General features: G+C 70.5%; 22 protein-coding genes. 11 read left to right on the forward strand and 11 right to left on the reverse strand.

Translation table 11 applies throughout. The annotated features are described in order from the left end of the window. Positions 1-22 precede the first annotated feature (22 nt). Genes ehuD through KOL93_RS14460 form a run of 3 tightly spaced genes read left to right on the forward strand, consistent with a single transcriptional unit; the run spans position 23 to position 1,736 of the window. Positions 23-628, forward strand: coding sequence for an ectoine/hydroxyectoine ABC transporter permease subunit EhuD (ehuD, locus tag KOL93_RS14450; protein ID WP_260406625.1), 606 nt, complete (start codon positions 23-25; stop codon positions 626-628). Between the two features lie 16 nt (positions 629-644). After that, positions 645-1,427, forward strand: coding sequence for an ectoine/hydroxyectoine ABC transporter ATP-binding protein EhuA (ehuA, locus tag KOL93_RS14455; RefSeq protein WP_308291657.1), 783 nt, complete (start codon positions 645-647; stop codon positions 1,425-1,427). A 24-nt stretch (positions 1,428-1,451) separates the two neighbouring features. Further along, entirely contained in the window at positions 1,452-1,736 is a 285-nt protein-coding gene (locus KOL93_RS14460; protein WP_221586101.1) for a DUF4229 domain-containing protein, read from the forward strand. Between the two features lie 33 nt (positions 1,737-1,769). Here the strand turns inward: KOL93_RS14460 and KOL93_RS14465 are convergent, their stop codons facing one another. Continuing rightward, the gene (locus KOL93_RS14465) at positions 1,770-2,726 is read right to left on the reverse strand and encodes a 1,4-dihydroxy-2-naphthoate polyprenyltransferase (RefSeq protein WP_221586102.1); all 957 of its coding nucleotides are present in this window, start codon (positions 2,724-2,726) and stop codon (positions 1,770-1,772) included. A 58-nt stretch (positions 2,727-2,784) separates the two neighbouring features. On the opposite strand from KOL93_RS14465, the gene KOL93_RS14470 reads away from it, so the two are divergent. Further along, on the forward strand, positions 2,785-3,132 hold the full coding sequence (locus tag KOL93_RS14470) for a histone-like nucleoid-structuring protein Lsr2 (protein ID WP_221586103.1): 348 nt from the start codon (positions 2,785-2,787) through the stop codon (positions 3,130-3,132). 22 nt (positions 3,133-3,154) lie between these two features. Here the strand turns inward: KOL93_RS14470 and KOL93_RS14475 are convergent, their stop codons facing one another. After that, on the reverse strand, positions 3,155-3,730 hold the full coding sequence (locus KOL93_RS14475; protein WP_221586105.1) for a dihydrofolate reductase family protein: 576 nt from the start codon (positions 3,728-3,730) through the stop codon (positions 3,155-3,157). Between the two features lie 135 nt (positions 3,731-3,865). Here KOL93_RS14475 and KOL93_RS14480 point away from each other — a divergent pair, with 135 nt between their 5' ends. Together KOL93_RS14480 and KOL93_RS14485 are read left to right on the forward strand one after the other, a co-directional pair. After that, entirely contained in the window at positions 3,866-5,752 is a 1,887-nt protein-coding gene (locus tag KOL93_RS14480) for an FAD-dependent monooxygenase (RefSeq protein ID WP_221586106.1), read from the forward strand. A gap of 9 nt (positions 5,753-5,761) precedes the next feature. Beyond that, positions 5,762-6,190: a MarR family winged helix-turn-helix transcriptional regulator gene (locus KOL93_RS14485; RefSeq protein ID WP_221586108.1), complete on the forward strand. Its 429-nt coding sequence runs from the start codon at positions 5,762-5,764 to the stop codon at positions 6,188-6,190. 82 nt (positions 6,191-6,272) lie between these two features. Here KOL93_RS14485 and KOL93_RS14490 read toward each other — a convergent pair whose 3' ends face one another. The 3 genes from KOL93_RS14490 to KOL93_RS14500 are packed head-to-tail and all read right to left on the reverse strand — an operon-like array spanning position 6,273 to position 8,846. Next, the gene (locus tag KOL93_RS14490; RefSeq protein WP_221586109.1) at positions 6,273-7,403 is read right to left on the reverse strand and encodes an AMP-binding protein; all 1,131 of its coding nucleotides are present in this window, start codon (positions 7,401-7,403) and stop codon (positions 6,273-6,275) included. Continuing rightward, entirely contained in the window at positions 7,403-8,314 is a 912-nt protein-coding gene (locus KOL93_RS14495; RefSeq protein WP_221586111.1) for a 1,4-dihydroxy-2-naphthoyl-CoA synthase, read from the reverse strand. The genes KOL93_RS14490 and KOL93_RS14495 overlap by 1 nt, the downstream gene beginning before the upstream one ends. Positions 8,315-8,324: 10 nt before the next feature. Beyond that, the gene (locus KOL93_RS14500; protein ID WP_221586112.1) at positions 8,325-8,846 is read right to left on the reverse strand and encodes a hypothetical protein; all 522 of its coding nucleotides are present in this window, start codon (positions 8,844-8,846) and stop codon (positions 8,325-8,327) included. 116 nt (positions 8,847-8,962) lie between these two features. Here KOL93_RS14500 and KOL93_RS14505 point away from each other — a divergent pair, with 116 nt between their 5' ends. Then, on the forward strand, positions 8,963-9,952 hold the full coding sequence (locus KOL93_RS14505) for an o-succinylbenzoate synthase (protein ID WP_221586113.1): 990 nt from the start codon (positions 8,963-8,965) through the stop codon (positions 9,950-9,952). Between the two features lie 7 nt (positions 9,953-9,959). Here the strand turns inward: KOL93_RS14505 and KOL93_RS14510 are convergent, their stop codons facing one another. The 4 genes from KOL93_RS14510 to KOL93_RS14525 form a co-directional block, all read right to left on the reverse strand. Continuing rightward, positions 9,960-10,757 carry an LLM class F420-dependent oxidoreductase gene (locus KOL93_RS14510; protein ID WP_221586114.1) on the reverse strand — a complete coding sequence of 266 codons (798 nt, stop codon included), beginning with the start codon at positions 10,755-10,757 and terminating at the stop codon, positions 9,960-9,962. Between the two features lie 61 nt (positions 10,758-10,818). Then, positions 10,819-11,748 (reverse strand): permease prefix domain 1-containing protein, encoded by a 930-nt coding sequence (locus KOL93_RS14515; protein ID WP_221586115.1) that lies wholly within the window; start codon positions 11,746-11,748, stop codon positions 10,819-10,821. A gap of 15 nt (positions 11,749-11,763) precedes the next feature. Then, positions 11,764-12,087 (reverse strand): PadR family transcriptional regulator, encoded by a 324-nt coding sequence (locus tag KOL93_RS14520; RefSeq protein WP_221586116.1) that lies wholly within the window; start codon positions 12,085-12,087, stop codon positions 11,764-11,766. A 104-nt stretch (positions 12,088-12,191) separates the two neighbouring features. Beyond that, positions 12,192-12,827: a TetR/AcrR family transcriptional regulator gene (locus KOL93_RS14525; protein WP_308291652.1), complete on the reverse strand. Its 636-nt coding sequence runs from the start codon at positions 12,825-12,827 to the stop codon at positions 12,192-12,194. A gap of 82 nt (positions 12,828-12,909) precedes the next feature. On the opposite strand from KOL93_RS14525, the gene KOL93_RS14530 reads away from it, so the two are divergent. Together KOL93_RS14530 and KOL93_RS14535 are read left to right on the forward strand one after the other, a co-directional pair. Beyond that, positions 12,910-15,663, forward strand: coding sequence for an MMPL family transporter (locus KOL93_RS14530; protein ID WP_221586117.1), 2,754 nt, complete (start codon positions 12,910-12,912; stop codon positions 15,661-15,663). Next, the gene (locus KOL93_RS14535) at positions 15,660-18,377 is read left to right on the forward strand and encodes a YhgE/Pip domain-containing protein (RefSeq protein ID WP_221586118.1); all 2,718 of its coding nucleotides are present in this window, start codon (positions 15,660-15,662) and stop codon (positions 18,375-18,377) included. The genes KOL93_RS14530 and KOL93_RS14535 overlap by 4 nt, the downstream gene beginning before the upstream one ends. A gap of 51 nt (positions 18,378-18,428) precedes the next feature. Here the strand turns inward: KOL93_RS14535 and KOL93_RS14540 are convergent, their stop codons facing one another. Further along, positions 18,429-19,034 (reverse strand): TetR/AcrR family transcriptional regulator, encoded by a 606-nt coding sequence (locus KOL93_RS14540; protein ID WP_221586119.1) that lies wholly within the window; start codon positions 19,032-19,034, stop codon positions 18,429-18,431. A 96-nt stretch (positions 19,035-19,130) separates the two neighbouring features. Between KOL93_RS14540 and KOL93_RS14545 the strand changes: the two genes are divergently transcribed. Both KOL93_RS14545 and KOL93_RS14550 read left to right on the forward strand, forming a co-directional pair. Beyond that, complete coding sequence (locus tag KOL93_RS14545; protein ID WP_221586120.1) at positions 19,131-19,517, forward strand: DUF1304 domain-containing protein; 387 nt, start codon at positions 19,131-19,133, stop codon at positions 19,515-19,517. Positions 19,518-19,543: 26 nt separating this feature from the next. Next, on the forward strand, positions 19,544-20,554 hold the full coding sequence (locus KOL93_RS14550; protein WP_221586121.1) for an NADP-dependent oxidoreductase: 1,011 nt from the start codon (positions 19,544-19,546) through the stop codon (positions 20,552-20,554). A 28-nt stretch (positions 20,555-20,582) separates the two neighbouring features. Here KOL93_RS14550 and KOL93_RS14555 read toward each other — a convergent pair whose 3' ends face one another. Further along, positions 20,583-21,302 (reverse strand): hypothetical protein, encoded by a 720-nt coding sequence (locus KOL93_RS14555; RefSeq protein WP_221586122.1) that lies wholly within the window; start codon positions 21,300-21,302, stop codon positions 20,583-20,585. Positions 21,303-21,341: the final 39 nt, after the last annotated feature.

Consider the following 21,341-nt stretch of genomic DNA (forward strand, 5'->3'; position numbering starts at 1 on the left):
TGTCTGGGCCGCGCTGCCCGACATGCTCTACGCCTTCGTCACGGTCACGCTGGTCGTGACGATCGTCGGCAGCGCGATCGCGGCCGTCCTCGGCCTGCTGATCGCTCTCGCGCGCCGGACGGCGCCGAAGCCGATCGCCGCGGTGCTGACGTTCGTCATGAACTTCATCCGCATGACCCCGCTCGTCGTGCAGCTGCTGTTCATCTACTACGCATTCGCGAGCGTCCCTCCGCTGACCATCGGGATCATCGTGTTCGGCGTGCACTACGCGACCTTCATGGCCGAGGTGTACCGAGCCGGCATCGAGTCGGTGCCCAATGGCCAATGGGAGGCGGCCACCGCGCTGTCGATGTCCAAGCAGCGCACGTGGGTCGCCGTCATCATCCCGCAGGCGGTGCGCGCGACGGTACCCGCTCTCGGCAACTACGTCATCTCGATGTTCAAGGAGACGCCGTTCCTGGCGGTCATCACGGTGATCGACATGGTCGCGGCAGCAGAGCGCTACGGCGGAAACCACTTCCGCTACATCGAGGTCATCACCCTCGCCGGCGTGCTGTTCCTCATCGCCAGCTACCCCACCTCTCTGCTCATCGGGCGATTGGAGAAGCGCCTTGCCCAGTCATATTGATACCCACACCGGTGCCATCGAGCTCGCGGAGGGCGATGTCCCCGCGATCCGGTTCGAGCAGGTCGTGAAGAAGTTCGGCGACAACGTCGTCCTCGACGGACTCGACTTCACCGTGCGCAAGGGCGACCGCGTCACGCTCATCGGTCCCAGCGGATCCGGGAAGACGACGATCCTGCGCCTCGTCATGACACTCGAGGAGTCGAACGACGGCTACATCCTCATCGACGACAAGCCGCTCACGCATATCGAGCAGGGCGGCAAGCGGGTCGCGCTGAAGGACAAGCACCGCACCGAGATGCGCAAGCGGATCGGCATGGTGTTCCAGCAGTTCAACCTGTTCCCGAACATGACGGTGATCGAGAACATCATCGAGGCGCCCGTGCACGTTCTCGGCGTCCCGAAGGCGGAGGCCAGGAAGCGGGCGCACGAGCTGCTCGCCCAGGTCGGGCTCCCCGACAAGGCCGATGCGCACCCGTCGTCGCTGTCGGGCGGTCAGCAGCAGCGCGTCGCGATCGCCCGCGCCCTCGCGATGGATCCCGAGATCCTGCTGCTCGACGAGGTGACGAGCGCCCTCGACCCCGAGGTCGTCGGCGAGGTGCTGGGCATCCTGCGCGACATCGCCGAGAACACCGACGTCACGATGCTGATCGTCACGCACGAGATGCAGTTCGCGCGCGACGTGTCGAACCGCGTGCTCATGTTCGACGGCGGGCGCATCGTCGAGGAGGGCGAGCCCGAGCAGATGTTCTCGAACCCGCAGGAACAGCGGACGAAGGACTTCCTGTCAGCTGTGACGTAGGCGCGGATCCGTAGGATCGGACCCGTGAAGATCCGCTCCCTGGTCGTCTATTCGCTGCTGCGCCTCGCGTTCTTCGTGGTGCCGCTCGGCATCATGCTGCTGTTCCCCGTGTTCTGGAACCTGTGGTGGCTGGCCGTGATCTTCGCGACCCTCATCGGCCTGAGCCTTTCGATCATCTTCCTGCGGAAGCCGCTCGGCGACGTGTCGGAGAGCATCCACGAGCGCCAGCAGGCGAAGCGCACGAAGTCGGCGCGCGAGGTCGACGCCGAGATCGAGGACGAGGCCAACGAGGCCGCGCAGAACGACTGATCCGCCGCGGGGTGCGCACCCGCGGCACGCAGGTCAGCCGACGAAGGCCCAGGCGAGGAATATGCCGTAGATCGGCGAGCTGATCGACGTCAGCGCGAGCGCCGTGATCAGTTCGCGCGGGGTCCTGTGGGCCCAGACGATGACGATCGCGGGCCCCGCCGCGAGCAGAGCGAAGAACGACAGCCACGCGAACGGGTAGAACAGCGCGAGCCAGCCCGCGATGCCGAACGCGGCCAGCACGAGCACGGTGTACAGGATCTTCGTGGCGAGCGGGCCGATGACGACGGACAGCGTGCGCTTGCCCGCCTGCCGGTCCTGGTCGATGTCGCGCAGGTTGTTCGCGAGCAGGACCGCGCACGCGAAGAACCCGGCCGCGACGGCGCCGAACCACGCCTCCTGCGGCAGATAGAACGCCTGGACCCACGTGGTCCCGAGCGTCGCGACGAGGCCGAAGAAGACGAAGACGAAGACCTCGCCGAGCGCGTTGTACCCGTACGGGCGCCGGCCCCCCGTGTAGAACCAGGCGGCCACGATGCACACGGCGCCGACCGCGAGCATCCACCACTGCTGCGTGCGGATCACGATCGCGAGCCCCACGAGTGCGGCGAGCGCGAAGAACGCGAGCGCAACGTACAGGACGCGCTGAGCGGGGATCCGTCCCGAGGCCGTCAGGCGGGCCGGACCCACACGGAAGTCGTCGGTGCCCTTCACGCCGTCGGAGTAGTCGTTCGCGAAGTTCACGCCGATCTGCAGGGCGACCGCGACCACGAGGCAGCACAGGGCGAGGACCCAGTGGAAGACGCGGTCCGCGTCGGCGAGCACCGCGGCGCCCGTGCCGATCACGACGGGCGTGACGGCCAGCGGGAGCGTGCGCAGGCGTGCCGCGCCGATCCAGTCGCCGACCGTGACGGGCTTCGGCGCCGGGGACGATGGTCCGCCGCGCTTCGCCGGATTCCCGGGGACATTCTTGCTCTGCTTCGCCTTCGCCACGATGGAACATCGTACGCGGGTGCGCTCGACGGCGGGTGCTCGCGCCTAGGCTGGCCGCATGAAGCGCACGGTGCACCTGCTCGTCGACGACCTCGACGGATCCGCTCTTCCTGCCGATGAGGGCGAGACGCTCGAGTTCGGCCTCGACGGGCGAGACTACGAGATCGACCTCAGCGCGCAGAACGCCGCGGCGCTGCGCACGGCGCTGGAGCCCTTCATCGCCGCCGCGCGGCGGTCGGAGGACAGCAGCCGCACGGCCGAATACACGGTCACGCACCTGCCGACGACGCGCCCGCGGGGCGAGAACGCCCGGATCCGCAAGTGGGCCAAGCAGAACGGCTATGCCATCTCGGAGCGCGGCGCGATCCCCCAGTCCGTGCGCGAGGCGTACCGCGCCCGCGGCTGAACGGCGGATCCCGAGGGCGGCGTCAGCCCTCCACAGGAACCGGCTCGTGCGCCGTGTACGTGATGCCGCGCGCGAAGTGCTTCGCGTCGAGGAGGCGCAGCGACGGGATCGCGTAGCCGTCGGGGAACAGCCGCCGGCCGCGCCCCTGCACGGCGGGGTACGTGAACAGGCGGTACTCGTCGACGAGACCCGCGTGGATGAGGTGGTGGCAGAGTGTGATGCTCCCCGTGACGACGAGGTTCCGACCGGGCCTGCGCTTCAGCGCCGCGATGCGGCCGAGCGGGTTCTGCGACACGATCGTGCTGTTCTCCCACTCCGGATCCGTGAGCGTTCCGCTGACGACGTGCTTCTGCACGCCGTTCAGGAAGTCCGAGATGCCCACGGGATCGCCGGCGGGATCCGCATGGGGCCAGTACCCGCGGAAATCCGTGAACGTCTGCCTGCCGAGCAGCACCGCATCGCACTCGGCGTCCTGCCGCCGGTTCTCGGCGATGAGGTCGGACTGATCGACGCCGTCGTCGATGACCGGATCGAACCAGTCGTCCAGCATCTCGATGGATCCATCGAGCGTGACGTTCTGCGTGATGATGAGCCGCACCGTGATCCCCCTTCGCGTCGCTGCGCAGTGTCCGGACAGGCTAGGCCGCGGGGGCGCTGAGCGGAAGACGATGCGCCGTTGCATTCATTGGAGTACGAACCATATTCTGTACGTACCCCAACGAAGGAGTTCGGCATGCAGTTCTTCCGCGACGGCTTCCACGCCGGAGACCCTTCCATCTCCCCAGCCCACCCGAACGCCCGTCGATCCGAGCTCCCCGCCGAGGTCGACGTGCTCGTCGTAGGCGCCGGCCCCGCCGGCCTGGTGGCGGGCGCGCAGCTCGCGCAGTTCCCAGACGTCACGACTGCCGTCGTCGAGCGCAGAACCGAACCGCTCGCGCTCGGCCAGGCCGACGGCGTGGCATGCCGCACGGTCGAGATGTTCCAGGCGTTCGGCTTCGCCCACAAGATTCTCCACGAAGCGGCGTACGTCACGGAGACGGCATTCTGGCGCCCGAATCCCGAGAACCGCGACGAGATCACGCGCACGCAGCGCATCGACGACGTCGAAGAGGGCATCAGCGAGATGCCGCACCTCATCATGAACCAGGCGCGTGTGCACGCCTACCTCGCCGAAGCGATGAGGAGGGCGCCCTCGCGCCTCCCGGTGAACTATGGATACGAGTTCGTCGGCGTCGAGCGCGACGACAGCGCCGAGCGACCGCTCACCGCGGCTCTGAAGACGACGGACGGCGAGATCACAACGGTCGCCGCGCGCTATCTCGTGGGCGGCGACGGGGCTCGGTCGGGCGTGCGAACGGCCATCGGCCGCTCGCTCTCGGGCGACCGCGCCGACCACGCGTGGGGCGTCATGGACGTCCTCCCGGTGACCGATTTCCCCGATATCCGGCTCAAGAACGCGATCCAGTCGGCGGGCAAGGGATCCATCGTCACGATCCCGAGAGAGGGTGGGAACCTCGTGCGCCTGTACGTCGACCTCGGTACCGTGACCGACGAGAACCGTGACCGGATCCGCGCCATGACGCAGGAGGACGTCCTCGACGTCGCACGCGACGTGTTGCATCCGTTTGCGATCGAGTCGGCGGAGACCGTGTGGTTCAGCGTCTACGAGGTCGCGCAGCGCCTCGCCGACGGCTTCGACGACGCCACCGGGCGCGACGGCGTCGATGGCCCGCGCATCTTCATCGCGGGTGACGCCTGCCACACGCACTCCGCAAAGGCGGGCCAGGGCATGAACGTGTCGATGCAGGACGCCTTCAACATCGGATGGAAGCTCGGCGCCGTCGTCGAGGGGCGCTCACCCGCGTCGCTGCTCGAAACCTACGACGCCGAACGCCGCCCCATCGCACGTGAGCTCATCGACTTCGACAAGGAGTGGTCGGCGATGCTCGCGAAGCCGGCCCTCGACCCAGCGCACCCTGAGAACGGCGGCATCTCGCCAGAGGAGCTCTCCGCCTATTTCCAGCGCCAGGGCCGCTACACGGCGGGCGTCGCCGCGCAGTACACATCAGAGGTCTCGACGCTCACGGGGTGCTCAGATCACCAGCACCTCGCCATAGGCTTCGACGTCGGCATGCGCTTCCACTCGGCTCCCGTCGTGCGGGTCGGTGATGCGAAGCCACTGCAACTCGGCCACTGCCACATCGCCGACGGACGCTGGCGTGCCTATGCATTCTCCGACGCGTCGCAGGAGAGACTGCGCGCGCTGTGCACGTGGTTCGAAGAGGACCAGACGTCACCCGTCGTACGCTTCGGTGCAAGCAGGGACGTCGATGCACTGATCGACGTGCGCGGCGTCCTGCAGGACCACCTGCATGACGTGGAATTCAGCGAGCTGCCGGGCATCCTGCGCCCCCGCACGGGACGCCTTGGGCTCGTCGACTATGCGAAGGCGTTCGCGCCCGACCACCGCGGCGTCGACATCTTCGATCTGCGGGGCATCGATCGCACGCAGGGCGCGCTCGTGATCGTGCGACCCGACCAGTACATCGCGCAGGTGCTCCCGCTCGACGCGTTCGACGCGATCGCGGAGTTCTTCGGATCCGTCTTCGTCAGCCGGTAGCGTGACGGCGTGACCGAACCCGCCACCCCGATCCACTACACCGGGCACCTGATCCGGCGCGCGCAGCAGGTGCACGTGGCGGCGTGGGTCGCGCACGTCTCGCGCGATGTGTCGAGTGTGCAGTTCGCGGCGCTGACCGTGCTCGAGGCGGCCCCCGGAGCGAGTCAGGCCGAGCTCGGCACGCAGCTCGATCTCGACCGCTCGACGATCGCCGACCTCGTCGCGCGCATGGTCAGGAACGACCTCATCGCGCGCGAGGCGGATCCCGGCGACCGTCGCCGCAAGATGCTCACGCTGACCGGCCGTGGATCCGAGGTCCTGCGCACCCTGCGTCCGCGCGTCGAGTCGATCGAGACGATCGTCACGGGCGGTCTCGGCGAGGCCGACCGCGCCGAGCTGCGTCGCCTGCTCACGGCGATCGTGTCGAGGAGGGACTGACGCGGCTCCCACGCCGTGCACGTCCGTGTCGATCCGCTCCGCTCTCGCCATCGTTCCGTCGGCGCGGGTCTTCTGCGCGGCGTCAGTCTTCTCGGACGGCCAGCTCCGTGAGCGCGCGACGATCCGGTTTCCCGCTGGCGAGACGCGGGATCTCGGGCACCCGCACCACGCGATCCGGCCGGCCGGGCGCGCCGATCTCGCGCTCGACGGCGGCCCGCGCCTCGTCGAGGGATGCCGGCGAGGTCGCGACGATCACCGGCGCCTCACCCCACCGCTCGTGCGGGGCGCCGACGACGACGGCGTCCGCGAACCCGGGCACACCCTGCACGACGCGCTCGACTCGGTCGAGCGAGACGTTGACGCCACCGGAGACGATGACGTTGTCGATGCGGCCCGCCACCGAGACGACGCCATCGATCACGGTGCCCGTGTCGCCCGTGCGATACCACCGGGATCCGTCGGCATCCACGACGAACGTCGCCCGCGTGCGCTCGGGGTCGCCCAGGTAGCCGTCGGCGAGGTTCGGGCCGTGGATCCGCAGCTCGCCGTCGTGTGCCTCGACCCGCACGTCATCGAGCGGGATGCCGTCGTAGACGCATCCGCCGCTCGTCTCGGTGGATCCGTAGGTGCGCACGACGCGCGCGCCCAGGGCGAGCGCCCGCTCACGCAGCGGCTCGGGCAGGCGCTGTCCGCCGACGAGGATCGTCTCGAAGGCGGCGAGCGCACGGGCGGCGCGCGGATCCTGCTCGCCTGCGTCGACGAGCGTCTGCAGCTGAGCGGGCACAAGAGACGTGAACCGCGGCACGGCCGCGCCGTCGGCGAAGGATCGCATGCCCGACGTGGCATGCGCGAAGGCCTGCGCGGAGAAGCGCCCGGCGAGGATCGCCGGCTCACGGCCCGCGACGAGAGCCCGCACCATGACCTGGACGCCGGCGATGTACCCGCCCGACAGCGGGAGCAGCCAGTGCCCCTCTCCGATCCGCGCGGCCGTCGCCATCGCCGACGCCGTGAGGGCCGACCGCGAGAGCGCCACGGACTTGGGGGTCCCCGTGGACCCCGACGTCGTCAGGACGACGCCCGTTCCCGCGGGCACCTCCTCGGGCAGCTCGGGCGCGGATCCGAGCGCGACCGCAGGGCCTGCGCCGAGCACGGCCCCGCGCAGCGCCCGCAGCAGCTCTCGCGGATCCTCGCTCGCGACGCGCTCGAGCTTCATCAGTAGTGGTGCGGGAACCCGGACCAGTCGGGATCGCGCTTCTCGAGGAACGCATCCCGGCCCTCGACGGCCTCATCGGTGCCGTAGGCGAGGCGAGTGGTCTCGCCGGCGAACAGCTGGAGGCCGACCATGCCGTCGTCGGTCGCGTTGAAGGCGTACTTGAGCATGCGGATCGCCGTCGGCGACTTGGTAAGCACCGTGCGCGCCATCCGCACGGCCTCGATCTCGAGATCCTCGTGGGAGACCACGCGGTTCACCGCGCCCATCTCGTAGGCGCGCTCGGCCGAGTACTCCTCGGCGAGGAAGAACACCTCGCGCGCGAGCTTCTGGCCGATCTGCTTCGCGTAGTACGCGGAGCCGTAGCCCGCGTCGAACGAGCCGACATCCGCATCGGTCTGCTTGAACCTGCCGTGCTCGCGCGACGCGATGGTCAGATCGCACACGGCGTGCAGCGAGTGCCCGCCGCCGGCCGCCCACCCGGGCACGACGGCGATCACCGGCTTCGGCATGAAGCGGATCAGGCGCTGCACCTCGAGGATGTGGAGGCGACCGGCACGCGCGGGATCCGACACCGACGCGTCGTCGTCGGAGTACTTGTACCCGTCCCGCCCGCGGATCCGCTGGTCGCCGCCCGAGCAGAACGCCCAGCCGCCGTCCTTGGGGCTCGGGCCGTTGCCTGTGAGCAGCACACAGCCGATCCGCGGGTCCGTGCGGGCGATCTCGAGGGCGCGGTGCAGCTCGTCGACTGTCGCCGGCCGGAACGCATTGCGCACCTCGGGCCGGTGGAACGCAACGCGCGCGATGCGGCCGTCCGTCGAGACGTGCGACGTGATGTCGCGGTACTCGCTCGATCCGGGCGCGGGATCCCACAGGTCGGCGTCGAACAGCTCGGAGACGAATGCGTCGGTCACGCGCTCCACCCTACGCCGCGGCCGCCTCGCGTTCGGCGCGGTGCATGCGCGCGTACGGCAGCGCGGCGACGGCGATCCCGCCCGCGATCGTGACCGCGCCGATCCCGATGCCGACGAGCCGGATGGCGACGTGATCGGCGGTCGCGAGCACGATGTCGACGAACGCGGGATTGAAGACGAATCCGGCAGACAGGGCCATCGAGGCGGCGATGCTCGTCGTCAGGGTGACGGCGGCGCGCCAGCCCGCGAGCCGGGCGGTCCACCCGCCGCGATGGACGGCGATGAAGGTGATCGCGACGACGACGAGGATCCCGATCAGGCCGGCGACGAGCCCGAAGGGCCAGAGCCCGGGATTGAGGAGCGAGACGGTCGCCCCCTCCTCGTCCTGGACGCCCGCGATCCCGAAGAACAGGTCGAGGATCGTCCAGACGAGCACGAGGACGAAGACCGCGCCGAGCACAGCGAGACCGAGGCGGCTCGCCGGTGCGCGCACCGCTCGGGGCGCGACCGTGCTCGTCATTCCGGTGATCATCACCGATATCCTGTCCCGCTGTGGGCGCGATGTCAGCACCGACGCTCGTTTTCACCCCGTGATCACCCGATTCTGCGGGGCTCGCGAGCCGCGCTCGCGCACGACATGATGGGTCCATGACCCGCCTGCCTCCCCCGCCGCTGAGCGAGATCCTCGAGTCCGTCCACGTCGTGTCGCTGCCGCTGGCGACGCGCTTCCGCGGCGTCGACGTCCGCGAGGCGGCGCTGTTCGAGGGGCCGGAGGGGTGGGCGGAGTTCTCGCCCTTCGTCGAGTACGAGCCGGACGAGGCGTCGGCGTGGCTCGCCGCCGCGATCGACTTCGCGTACGAGCCGCAGCCGCTGCCGCATCGCGATCGCATCGGCGTCAACGCGACGATGCCGGCGGTCGAGGCCGCACGCGTGCCCGAGATCCTCGACCGCTACGACGGCTGCCGCACGGTCAAGGTCAAGGTGGCCGAGCGCGGCCAGACGCTCGCCGACGACCTCGCGCGCGTGGCCGCCGTGCGCGAGGCGATGGGGCCGGAGGGCCGGGTGCGCGTCGACGCGAATCGCGGCTGGAACGTCGACGAGGCCGAGCACGCGCTCCACGCTCTCGCCGAGTTCGACCTCGAGTACGCCGAGCAGCCGTGCGCGACGATCGACGAGCTCGCGGAGATCCGTGCGCGTCTGCGCGACTGGGACATCCCGATCGCTGCCGACGAGTCGGTGCGCAGAGAATCGGATCCGCTGGCCGTCGCCCGGGCCGGGGCCGCCGATCTCCTCGTCGTCAAGGCGCAGCCGCTCGGCGGTGTCCGCCGCGTGCTCGACATCGTCGAGCACGCGGGGCTGCCCGCTGTCGTCTCGTCGGCGCTTGAGACGAGCGTCGGCCTCGCCCAGGGCGCCCACCTCGCGGCCGCGCTGCCGGGACTCCGCTATGACTGCGGACTCGCGACCGCTTCGCTCCTCGCCGCCGACGTCACGTCGACGCCGCTCGTCGCGGCGAACGGATCCCTTCCCGTCGCGCGGGTGACGCCGGATCCGGATCTGCTCGCCCGCCACGCGGCGAGCGCGGAGCGCCGCGACTGGTGGCTCGCCCGGATCCGCAACTGCTACGCGGAGCTCGTCTGAGCTCGCGTCAGTTCTTGCCGTCGCGCCAGTCGAGCCAGCGCTGCACGGGCCCGAAGTCGAGGTCGGGTCCCGTGATGCCGAGGGTGAACAGGCGCGCGCCCGCGTCGTAGAGCGCGTCGGCGTCGGCGATCTCGCGGCCGCGCAGCTCGCTCGAGACCACGAGGTCCGACGCGTCGACGCCGTCGGTGTCGGCCCACTTCGCGATGACGTCGAGCTTGTGCCCGATCTCGTCCGCGCCGACGAAGCTGTGCCAGATGTCGGCATGTCGGGCGACGAAGCGCAGCGTCTTCTGCTCGCCCTTGCCGCCGATGAGGACGGGAATCTCACGCGTCGGCGCGGGGTTCAGCCGCCCCCAGCGCTCCTCGATGCGCGGCAGCGCCTCGCCGAGTGCATCGAGGCGCGTGCCGAACGTGCCGAACTCGTAGCCGTACTCGTCGTAGTCGCGCTCGAACCAACCGGACCCCGTGCCGAAGATGAATCGGCCCGTGCCGGTGCCCTTCGCGGAGATGTGGTCGATCGTGCGGGCCATGTCGGCCTGCAGGTCGGCGTTGCGATAGCTGTTGCAGTTGACGAGACACCCGAACTCGACGCGCTCGGTCTGCTCGGCCCAGGCGGAGAGCATCGTCCAGGCCTCGAAGTGGAGGCCGTCGGGCTCGCCGCTGAGCGGGAAGAAGTGATCCCAGTTGAACAGCACGTCGACGCCCATGTCCTCCAGGCGGAAGACGGCATCGCGGATCGTCTCGTACGACGAGTGCTGGGGCTGGAGCTGGACGCCGAGGCGCACGGGAGTCTCGAGAAGTGGCATGGCGCCAGGCTATTGCGGATCCGCGGGGACGGGCGCGGCCGGGAGGGAATTCACCGTCGCGTCACGCGCGGCGGCGGATGCGACGGAGGGTGTCGATCACATCCCAGACGGCCAGACCGATCGTCAGGACGATCAGCAGAACGGCGATCACATGCGCGGCGTCGTCCGGGATCCCTGTGTACTCCACGAACGCCGGGTTGATCGCCCGCCCCTCGGCGATCAGCCACACGATCGTGATGGCACCGATCGCCGTGACGATCGTGGCGAGGCTCGCGAGCAGCGCCGTGCGGCGCCCGGTGAGGCCGATCGTCTCGATCAGCGCCCGCAGGCCCATCAGCACACCGACGCCGATCGCCGACCAGGGCCAGATCTCCGGCGACAGGATCGACAGCGGCTCGGCGTCGAGCTGGACGAACCCGATCAGGTGGTCCCACACGACCGCCAGCACGAACACGGCCATCACGGCGAACCCGACGATCGCTTCGCTGATCCCCGCGCGACGCCTCTCTCGCAGCGGCAGGAGCTCGACCTTCCAGGAGGTCGTGCCGCCCGTTCGTTCGACGATCGCGAACACCAGGGTGACCCAGAAGCAGACGTGCAGCCCGGCGATCATGCCCGTCACGACCGCGCCGGCGATGGCGCCGCCCATCTCGCGGTCGATCGCCGGACCGATCGCTCCGCCGACCATCCCGATCGGCACGACGATCCACAGCAGCAGCACGAGCAGGCGCTTCCAATCGGGATAGACCGCGGGGCCGATCAGCTGCATCGGCCGCCCCGCGTACCCGGCGGCGAGACGGGTGGGATCGCCCAGCTCGGCGAGCACGGCCCGCTCAGCGGCCGCCTCGCTCTCCCCGTCCTCGACGCGCGCCTCGATCTGGTCCGCGATCGACGCCCGAAGCTCCTCGGCGTGGTCGACGCGCTGGTCGACCGGAAGCGAGCGGATCACGGCTTCGACGTAGCGCTCTGTGAAGTCGTCCTTGGTGATCATGGCTGATCCCCCGAATCAGTCGTCAACGGCCGCGAAGGCGTCAGCCAGCGCATGCCAGTCCTGCAGAAGTGTGTCGGCGAGGCGCTTCCCCGCCTCGGAGGTGCGATAGAACTTCCGCGGGCGCGACTGCCCCGTGTCCCACTCGCTCGTGAGGAACCCCTGCTTCTCCAGGCGCCTCAGCAGGGGGTACAGCGTGTTCGCGTCCGTCTCGAAGCCGTGCGCCGCGAGTTGCTCCAACAGGCCATAGCCGTAGCCAGGAGCGCGCAGCAGGAGCAGGCAGGCCAGCACGACGGTGCCGCGCCGCAGCTCCTGCCGGTGCGTGTCGAAGCTCTGGTCCATGCCCAAAACAATACTGTGCGTCACACAGTATTGCAACTCACACATTGACGCATGACGACGGGCCGAGCGGATCCATCCGCTCGGCCCGTCGGGAGAGTCGTCGACTATTCGACGATGAGGCGCACGATGCGCCCCATCTCGGCGGCGCACATCGCCATCATCGCGTCGGCATCGAGGTGCTCCATCGCGGCACGCTGACTCGCGTCACCCCACACGGCGAGGAGGAGGCGCGCGGCCTCCAGGGGCGCCAGCCGCAGGCGCAGCCCGCCGCGCCCCGCGAGCTCGTCGACGATGGTCGCGACCTCCGCCACCATGTGCTCCTGCTCGACACGGAGGGTCGCGGCGAACTGCGCGTCGCGCATCGCGTGCGCCGAGATCTCGGCCGTGAGCAGCGCCCCGAACCGGTCGTCGCCAGCCCCGCCGAGGATCGCGACGAGCGCCTCGGCGTTCTCGACATCGATCTCTGCGTCGCTCTCCGCGATGCGCGTGTGCACCGCCGCCGTGCGCTCGCGCGCGAAACGGCTCGCGAGCCGGAGGAACATCTCGTCCTTCGAGCCGAAGTTCGAGTAGAAGGCGCCGCGCGTGAACCCGGCTCGCTCGCAGACCGCCTCGACCGAGGCGGCACCGAGACCCACTTCAGCGAAGACCTCGGCGGCGGCATCGAGCAGACGCGACGTCGTCGCCTCTCGACTGCGGACCTGGGGGGAACTCTGCGCCTCCGGCGCGCCACTCGTGCTCACCCGCGTTACGATACACTCCTGTATCGGATACAGAGTCGTATCGAACTCCCCTTCCCGTCGTCCCCGGTCCGGAGGCCTGTCCGTGTCCACTCTGCTGTCCTCACTCGGTCGCTGGTCGTACCGTCACCCCTGGCGGGTGCTCGGATCCTGGCTGCTCATCCTCGTGATCGTGGGAGGCGGCGCCGCGGCCCTCAACAAGGGCTTCGACAACTCGTTCTCGATCCCCGGCACCGAATCGCAGGAGGGGCTCGAGCAGCTCGACCGCACGTTCCCGCAGGTCTCGGGCACCGCGGCGCAGTTCATCGTCGTCGCCGCCGACGGCGACAGCATCGAGGACGCCGCCTACCGCGAGCCGATCGACGCGGCCGTCGACGAGGTCGCTGAGCTCGACCAGATGGCGGCGACGACATCGCCCTACAGCGAGACGGTCGACGGCCTCGTGTCGGATGACGGGTCCGCCGCGATCGTCCAGATGCAGCTCGACGGCCAGGCCACGAACATCGGCGACGACGTGAAGGACGCGATCTCCGACGAGGTGCACGCGCTCGGCGACGAGCTGCCGGAGGGATCCGCGACGAAGCTCGGCGGCGACCTCTACGCGACCGAGCTTCCGGCGCTCTCGATCGTCGAGGTGGTCGGCGTCGTCATCGCACTCCTCGTGCTCATCGTCACGTTCCGCGCGTTCGTCATGGCCGGTCTCCCGCTCGCCGTCGCGCTCATCGGCGTCGGCGTCTCGATGCTCGGCATCGTCGCGGCGACGGCGTTCACGACCGTCAGCTCGACGACGCCGATGCTCGCGCTCATGCTCGGCCTCGCCGTGGGCATCGACTACGCGCTCTTCATCGCGGCCCGCCACCAGGATCAGGTGCGCCACGGCGTGGCACCCGAGGACGCCGCGGCGCGCGCCACGGGAACCGCCGGATCCGCCGTCGTCTTCGCGGGCGTCACCGTGCTCATCGCCCTCATCGGGCTGGGGTTCGCGGGGATCCCGTTCCTCACGACCATGGGCATCGCGGCCGCCGTGGCCGTCGCCATCGCCGTCGCCATCGCCGTGACCCTCACGCCTGCACTGCTCGGGTTCGTGAAGGGCCGCGCCGCGGGGCGCCCGCCGAGACCGGCGAAGAACGGCGAGAGCAAGGTCGGCTTCGCCCGCCGCTGGGTCGGCCTCGTCACGAAGCATCCGGTCGTCACGACCGTCGCGGTCGTCCTGGGCCTCGGCATCGTCGCGATCCCCGCGGCGCAGCTGCAGCTCGCCCTCCCCAACGCCGGAGTCCTCCCCGAGGACAGCGAGGCGCGCCAGGCCTACGACCTCACGGGCGAGCACTTCGGCGACGGCTTCAACGGCCCGCTGATCCTCACGGGGACGATCGTGACCAGCGAGGATCCGCTGACGCTCATGGAGGACCTGGGCGAGGAGGTCGAGAAGATCGACGGCGTCGCCGAGGTCGCCCTCGCGACGCCCAACGAGACCGCCGACACCGGGATCGTGCAGATCGTGCCCGAGACGGGACCGTCCGATCCGGCGACCAGCGAGCTCGTGCGCGAGCTGCGCGCCCACCACGACGAGTGGCTCGACGAGTTCGGCGTCGATCTCAGCGTGACGGGCTTCACCGCAGTGTCGATCGACATCGCGGACCAGCTCCAGGACGCGCTGCTGCCCTTCGGCGTCTTCGTCGTCGGGCTCTCCTTCCTCCTGCTGATGATCGTGTTCCGGTCGATCTGGGTGCCGCTCAAGGCGGCGCTCGGATATCTGCTGTCGATCCTCGCCGCGTTCGGGGTCGTGACGATGGTGTTCGAGTGGGGCTGGGGCGCCGACCTCCTGCACGTGAGCAAGACCGGACCGGTGATCGCATTCATGCCGATCGTCGTCATGGGCGTGCTGTTCGGGCTCGCGATGGACTACGAGGTGTTCCTCGTGTCCCGCATGCGCGAGGACTTCGTGCATGCGTCGCGCAAGCTCGGCGCCACACGGGACGTCGCGGTCGACGCAGTCCGCTCGGGCTATGCCGCCTCGGCCCGCGTCGTCACCGCCGCCGCCGTCATCATGTTCGCCGTCTTCGCGGCGTTCGTCCCCGAGGGCGACAGCAACATCAAGCCCATCGCACTCGCGCTGGCGGTCGGCATCGCGGTCGACGCCTTCCTGGTGCGCATGACGCTCGTCCCCGCCGTCATGGCGCTGCTCGGCGCGAAGGCGTGGTGGCTGCCGCGATGGCTGGCGAAGCGGCTCCCCCACTTCGACATCGAGGGCGAGGCCGTCGAGCGAGAGGATCAGCTGGCCGACTGGCCCGAGCCGCACACGACGGCGCAGATCGCGGCCGAGAAGCTCTCGATCACGCTCGACGGCGCACCGGTCGCCCGCGACGTCGCGGTGCGCGTCGAGCCCGGCGAGGCACTCGTCGTGTCGGCGGACGATGCCCGCTCCGCGCGCCTGACGATGCTGGCGTTCGCCGGCCGCATCACGCCCGACGAGGACAGTCTCCTCCGCGTCGCCGGGCACCTGCTTCCCGGGCGCGGCTCCTGGGTGCGCGCGCACGTCGGCGTCGCCCTCCTCGACGGGGCACCGGATCCCGTCGGCACCGTGCGCTCCGCGCTGGCGGACGGCACGCGTCTCGTCATGATCGACGGGATCGACCAGATCGCGCCGATCCAGCGCACAGCCGTCGGAGAGCTGCTGCGACAGGCGGCGACGGACTCCGCGCATCCGCTCACCGTCGTCGCCTCGGCGGCCGACGCTCCCGACGCTCAACAGCTCCTCGCCGACGCCGGATGGCCCGGCGCCGACGTTCTCGACGTCACGCCGCGGGTCGCGGCGACGACTCCTGAGGTGATCGCATGACAACGCACATCGAACGCGCAGGGACGAAGCGTCCCGTGACCTGGGTGACGGTGCTGGGCGTGCTGCTGCTGCCCGCCCTCATCGGCGGGATCCTCGTCGCGGCGCTCGCGCACCCGACCGACCGGCTCGACAACATGTCGGCCGCGATCGTGAACGAGGACGAGGGCGTCGAGATCGACGGCCAGCTCACACCGCTCGGGCGCCAGCTCGCCGCGGGGCTCGTGGACGGCTCGGATGACCTCGAGAGCAACATCGACTGGGTCATCTCGAATGCCGAGGATGCCGAGCAGGGCGTGGCGGACGGCGAATACCAGGCCGTCGTGACGATCCCCGAGGACTTCAGCGAGGCCGCCATGTCGTCGGGTGAGGCGCTGCAGGGCTCGGGAAACCCCGACCAGGCGACGATCGACGTCGAGACGGCGCCCGATGCGCGCATCGTCGACAGCGCGATCATGCAGCAGGTGTCCGCCACGGCCGCGTCGACCATGGGCGGCATGCTCTCGGAGGCGACCCTCGAGAACGTGTTCCTCAGCTTCACCGACCTCGGCGAGCAGCTGGGCGATGCGTCGGACGGAGCGACTCAGCTCGCCGACGGCGCGGGCGAGGCCGAAGAGGGCGCCGGCGACCTGTCCGACGGAGCGGGTGAGCTCGCCGGCGGCATCGTCTCGCTGCGCGACGGCATCGCGCAGCTCGCGTCCGGCGCGGAAGATGCCGCGACCGGAGCGGTCACGCTCGGAGACGGCACGGCGCAGCTCGCCGAGGGCGCCGGCCAGCTGTCGAATGGCGCGACCCAGCTTTCCGATGGCGCGGGACAGCTCACGGGCGGCCTCGCGCAGGTCGACATCGGACTCAACGGATCCGATGCTCAGCCGGGTCTGGCGGGCGGCGCCACGCAGGTCGCCGACGGCGTCGAGGGAATCGATGCGGGTCTCAACGGCACCGACCAGCAGCCGGGCCTCGCGGACGCCGCCGATCAGATCGCCGTTGCGATCTCGGACGTCGTCGCGGGCCTCGCGGGCGACGGCACCGCAGCGAACCCCGGACTCGTCTCGGGCGCCGACCAGGTCGCGTCGGGCGTCGAGGAGTTCGACGGCGCGCTGAACGGCACCGACCAGCAGCCGGGCCTCGCGGACGGCGCGGAGCAGGTTGCCGGCGGTGTGGAGGGACTGAGCGCGGGACTCAACGGCACTGCGGATCAGCCCGGCCTCGTCGGCGGCATCTCCGGGGTCGCCGAGGGCACCGCCGGCCTCGCCACGGGTCTCGGCGGCACCGATGCCGAGCCGGGCCTCGCGGCCGGCGCGGAGCAGGTCGCGGGCGGCCTCGAGCAGCTGTCGGCCGACTGCGCCACGATGGGCGGCAGCGCCGCGATCTGCGAGCAGCTCGCCCAGCTCGCTCCCGGCGCGCGCGGCGTCGCGGACGGATCCGCGGAGCTCGCTGGTGCCGCCTCCCAGGTCGACGACGGGGCTCAGCAGGCCTCGGCCGGCGCACAGCAGCTCGGCGGAGCCGCGTCCCAGCTCGCTCCCGGCGCCCGCCAGGTCGCCGACGGCGCGACACAGCTCGCCGGCGGCGCCTCACAGCTCGCGCCGGGAGCGCGCCAGGTGTCCGACGGCACGCGCACACTCACGAACGGACTCACGCAGCTCGAGCCCGGTGCACGCCAGCTGGCGGACGGCGCGCATCAGCTCGCCGATGGATCCGCCCAGCTCGCTCCCGGCGCCCGTCAGCTCGCCGACGGCACCACGCAGCTCGCGGCGGGTGCTCCCGCGCTCGTCGAGGGCGCGCGCGGCCTCGACGACGGCGCGAGCGCGCTGGCCGGCGGCGCCGACGAGCTCGCGCTCGGCGCCGAGCAGGCAGCGGCCGGTACGTACACGCTGTCGAACGGCATCTCACAGCTCGGCGAGGGCGCGCGCGAGGCGGGCGGCGGCACGACGCAGCTCGCCGACGGCGCCGAACAGCTGGCCAGCGGGGCGGGCGAGCTCGGCGACGGCATCGGCCAGCTGGCCGGCGGCGCCAGCGAGCTCGGCGACGGGCTGGGCCAGGCGGTCGATCAGCTGCCGAGCTTCACGGACGACGAGGCGACCGACCTCGCCTCGGTCGTCAGCGACCCGGTCGCCTCCGGTGGCGGCGGGCTGACGATGTTCGGCGACACGGCCGTGCCGCTGCTCGCGACGATCGTGCTCTGGTTCGGCGGGCTCGCGACGTTCGTCGCGCTGCGCCCGGTCACCGCCCGTGCGCTCACGTCGCGCCGGTCGTCGTTCGCGCTCGCCGCGCGGGCCCTGCTTCCGGGTGCGATCATCGGCGCCGTGCAGGGCGTGCTCGTCGCGGCCATCATCGTCTGGGTGGGCGAGTACTCCGCGTCCGTCAGCTGGACGCTCGTGGGCCTGTCGGCCATCGCCGGCATCGCGTTCGCCGCGATCCACCAGGCACTCGTCGCCGTGCTCGGCGGCACCGGGCGCTGGATCGCCGCGGTCGTCGGCGCCCTCGCCGTCGCGGTGAACATCGTCTCGACCGTGCCGGGCGTGCTCACCTCGCTCGCGTCCATGCTGCCGACGTCTCCCGCGCTGGACGCCCTCGTCGACGCCATCACGGGATCTCCCGTCGGCGGCGCCGTCACGGCGCTCGTCGTGTGGGCTGCCCTCGCGCTCGTCGCGACGGTCGTCGCGGTCCAGGCACGCCGCACGACGTCGGCGAAGGCAGTGCTCGCCGGGGCGTGATCTCATGCAGTTGAGGCGCCGGGCTCCTACGGGAGTCCGGCGCCCGATTCGTCAGCGCGCCGCGGGAATCCGATCGCGAGCCGCCGTCAGCAGGTGCCGCGCCGTGTCGAGCATGCCGGCCGCGTGGGCGGGCGCAACGCGCGCCAGGGCGAACGCCGCGATCGTGAGGCCCGTGATGGTCTCGGCGAGGCCGTCCCCGTCGTCGGCCGCGGCGCCGCCGACGAACGCGGCGACGCCGCTGCCGATCGCGTCGCGCAGCTCATCGCGGTAGTCCGCGACGACGCGGGCGACCTCGGCATCCTGCGCGAGGGGCGCCGTCGCGGTGTTGACGAGCAGGCAGCCGCCCTGGCCGACCATCGAGCCGGCATCCGCGAACGCGTCGCGGAGCCCGTCCAGATAGACGATGACCGCGTCCGGATCCACCGGATCCTCCCACAGCGGGCGCAGTCGGGGGCGAATCACCTCGTCGAGATAGCTCTGCACGGCCGCATCGAACAGCCCGCGCTTCGAGGCGAAGGCGTTATAGATGCTCGAACGGCTCAGCCCGGTGGCCTCTTCCAGCGCCGGGATCGACGCGCCCTCGAATCCCGCCCGCCAGAACACGGTGCGCGCCGCGCGGACCACCGTGCTCCGATCGAACGCCTGTGTGCGAGCCATCTCGTCCTCTTCGTTTTGTGAAACGTTCGGTCCAGTATATATTGAAAGAGTCGTTACAGTATCGACACGCCCACCGGGCGATGAGGGGAACCCACCATGGTCATCGCAGGACTCGCTCTCGCCGGCGTCGCGGCGCTCGTGCACGTCGTCATCTTCGCTCTGGAGTCGCTCGTCTGGACGACGCCGCGCGCCCGATCGGTGTTCGGCACGACCGAGCAGGAGGCTGCGGCCACGAAGGAGATGGCGTTCAACCAGGGGTTCTACAACCTGTTCCTCGCGGTCGTCGTGGCCGTCGGCATCGTCCTGTTCGCCGCAGAACAGACCGCGGCAGGTGCCGCGCTCGTGTTCGCCGGCGCCGGCTCGATGGCCGCCGCTGCCCTCGTCCTGCTGCTGTCCAGCCCGGACAAGACCTCGGCCGCCCTCAAACAGGGGATTCTCCCGGCCCTCGGCGTCGTCGCGCTGACCATCGGCCTCACCCTCTGATCAACCGCCCTCTCGAAGGAGAATGCATGTCCGCCACTCTCAGCACCCGAATCCAGCTCGCCGCCCGCCCCGTGGGCTGGCCGACGCACGACGACTTCCACACCGAGACGGTCGCTCTCGACGAGCTCCGCGACGGCGAGGTGCGCGTGCGCAACGCGTTCCTCTCGGTCGACCCGTACATGCGGGGGCGCATGAGCGACGCGCGCAGCTACGTCGCCCCCTACGCCCTCGGCGACACGATCGCGGGCGGCGCCATCGGCCACGTCGTCGCGTCAGCTTCGGACGACGTCCCCGTCGGGGCGATCGTCCAGCACCAGCACGGCTGGTCCGACACGGTGCAGGCGGAGGCCGAGACGTTCCGCGTCGTCCCGGAGGTGCCGGGCCTGCCCCTCTCGCTGCGCCTGCACATCCTCGGCATGACCGGGCTCACGGCCTATGTCGGCCTCACCGCGATCGCGGGCATGAAGGAGGGTGACACCGTCTTCATCTCGGGCGCCGCCGGCGCCGTGGGCACCGCGGCGGGCCAGATCGCCCGCCTCCTCGGCGCCGGTCGCGTCATCGGATCCGCCGGGTCCGCAGAGAAGGTCGCCCTGCTGACCGAGAAGTACGGCTACGACGCCGCCTTCAACTACAAGGACGGCGACGTGCGCGGCCAGCTCGCGGCGGCCGCTCCCGACGGCATCGACGTGTTCTTCGACAACGTCGGCGGCGACCACCTCGAGGCCGCGATCGACGCGTTCAACGACGGCGGGCGCGCCGCGCTCTGCGGAGCGATCGCCGGCTACAACACCACCGACCGCACGCCCGGCCCCGACAACATGGCGAACATGATCACACGGGGACTGAAGCTCGAGGGCTTCACACTCGGCAGCTACCTGCACCTGGCTCCGGAGTTCCAGGAGAAGATGACCGCCTGGTTCGCCGCCGGGAAGATCGCCTACGACGAGACCATCGTCGACGGCATCGAGAACACGGTCGACGCGTTCCTCGACATGATGCGGGGCGCCAACACCGGCAAGATGCTCGTGCGCGTCTGACGTCGAGATCGGCGTCGCGCCCGGCCCGTCAGAATCCGTTCTCGTGGCGTGGCGTGAGCTCGCGCCACGGCCCGCCACCGCCGGTGGTGACGTGTCGCGATCGAGACGGCGGTGGCGGACTCGGCGTCGCCGGGATGTCCTGGAACCTCACCCGGCTCCGCGGTTCCGTCCGCGCCTGCTGGCCCGCGGGGCTCGTCCACTCGTACACGCCGGTGAGGGCTGCGTCACCTTCCACGGCGTCTGGTGCTTCAGGGGGTGATGCGCGCGGCAGAGCGCCCCGAGATTCTCGGTGCTCGTCAGGCCGCTCCTCGAGAGCTTCGGGTTCGGGCTTCGCGGCGATGACCTTCGCGATCCGCCGGGTATGGAACACCGTCTCCGTCGCCGCATGCTCCAGAACGAGCCGCTCATACCGGCCGCGGACATCCTGCGACGACAGCCGCATGCCGATATCCGCGAGCGCCTTCGCCGCCGCGTTCGGCGACACGTTCGTCGCCACGGCGATTTCGGCGGCCATCGACCAATACGCGAAGTCGTCATCGTTCGTATCCGCCCGCGCCCGCGCGGCCTGAGTCGACGCGATCTCCTGCACCTCGGCATACGCGAACGCCAGGAACGCGTCCATCGCCGACTTCATCTTCTCGACCGTGCCGATCGCGTCCAGCAGATCGGCCACGCTCTGCGCCTCATTGACGGTCAGCTCCCACGGCGCCGCACCCGCGGTGCGAGAGAGGGGAACCGTCTGAGTCATGTGATGTCGCAGGACATCGGTGACAGTTCTGCACGCCCG

This window comes from Microbacterium salitolerans (genome assembly GCF_019720895.1).
GTDB lineage: Bacteria > Actinomycetota > Actinomycetes > Actinomycetales > Microbacteriaceae > Microbacterium.

Excerpts from the sequence above, each read along its gene's own strand:
- KOL93_RS14505 (WP_221586113.1), top strand. The coding sequence starts at position 8,963 with ATGACCCGCCTGCCTCCCCCGCCGCTGAGCGAGATCCTCGAGTCCGTC.
- KOL93_RS14550 (WP_221586121.1), top strand. The coding sequence starts at position 19,544 with ATGTCCGCCACTCTCAGCACCCGAATCCAGCTCGCCGCCCGCCCCGTG.
- KOL93_RS14510 (WP_221586114.1), bottom strand. The coding sequence starts at position 10,757 with ATGCCACTTCTCGAGACTCCCGTGCGCCTCGGCGTCCAGCTCCAGCCC.
- KOL93_RS14540 (WP_221586119.1), bottom strand. The coding sequence starts at position 19,034 with ATGGCTCGCACACAGGCGTTCGATCGGAGCACGGTGGTCCGCGCGGCG.
- KOL93_RS14535 (WP_221586118.1), top strand. The coding sequence starts at position 15,660 with ATGACAACGCACATCGAACGCGCAGGGACGAAGCGTCCCGTGACCTGG.
- KOL93_RS14555 (WP_221586122.1), bottom strand. The coding sequence starts at position 21,302 with ATGACTCAGACGGTTCCCCTCTCTCGCACCGCGGGTGCGGCGCCGTGG.
- KOL93_RS14490 (WP_221586109.1), bottom strand. The coding sequence starts at position 7,403 with ATGAAGCTCGAGCGCGTCGCGAGCGAGGATCCGCGAGAGCTGCTGCGG.
- KOL93_RS14470 (WP_221586103.1), top strand. The coding sequence starts at position 2,785 with ATGAAGCGCACGGTGCACCTGCTCGTCGACGACCTCGACGGATCCGCT.
- KOL93_RS14545 (WP_221586120.1), top strand. The coding sequence starts at position 19,131 with ATGGTCATCGCAGGACTCGCTCTCGCCGGCGTCGCGGCGCTCGTGCAC.
- ehuD (WP_260406625.1), top strand. The coding sequence starts at position 23 with ATGCTCTACGCCTTCGTCACGGTCACGCTGGTCGTGACGATCGTCGGC.
- KOL93_RS14515 (WP_221586115.1), bottom strand. The coding sequence starts at position 11,748 with ATGATCACCAAGGACGACTTCACAGAGCGCTACGTCGAAGCCGTGATC.
- KOL93_RS14500 (WP_221586112.1), bottom strand. The coding sequence starts at position 8,846 with ATGATCACCGGAATGACGAGCACGGTCGCGCCCCGAGCGGTGCGCGCA.
- KOL93_RS14480 (WP_221586106.1), top strand. The coding sequence starts at position 3,866 with ATGCAGTTCTTCCGCGACGGCTTCCACGCCGGAGACCCTTCCATCTCC.
- KOL93_RS14520 (WP_221586116.1), bottom strand. The coding sequence starts at position 12,087 with ATGGACCAGAGCTTCGACACGCACCGGCAGGAGCTGCGGCGCGGCACC.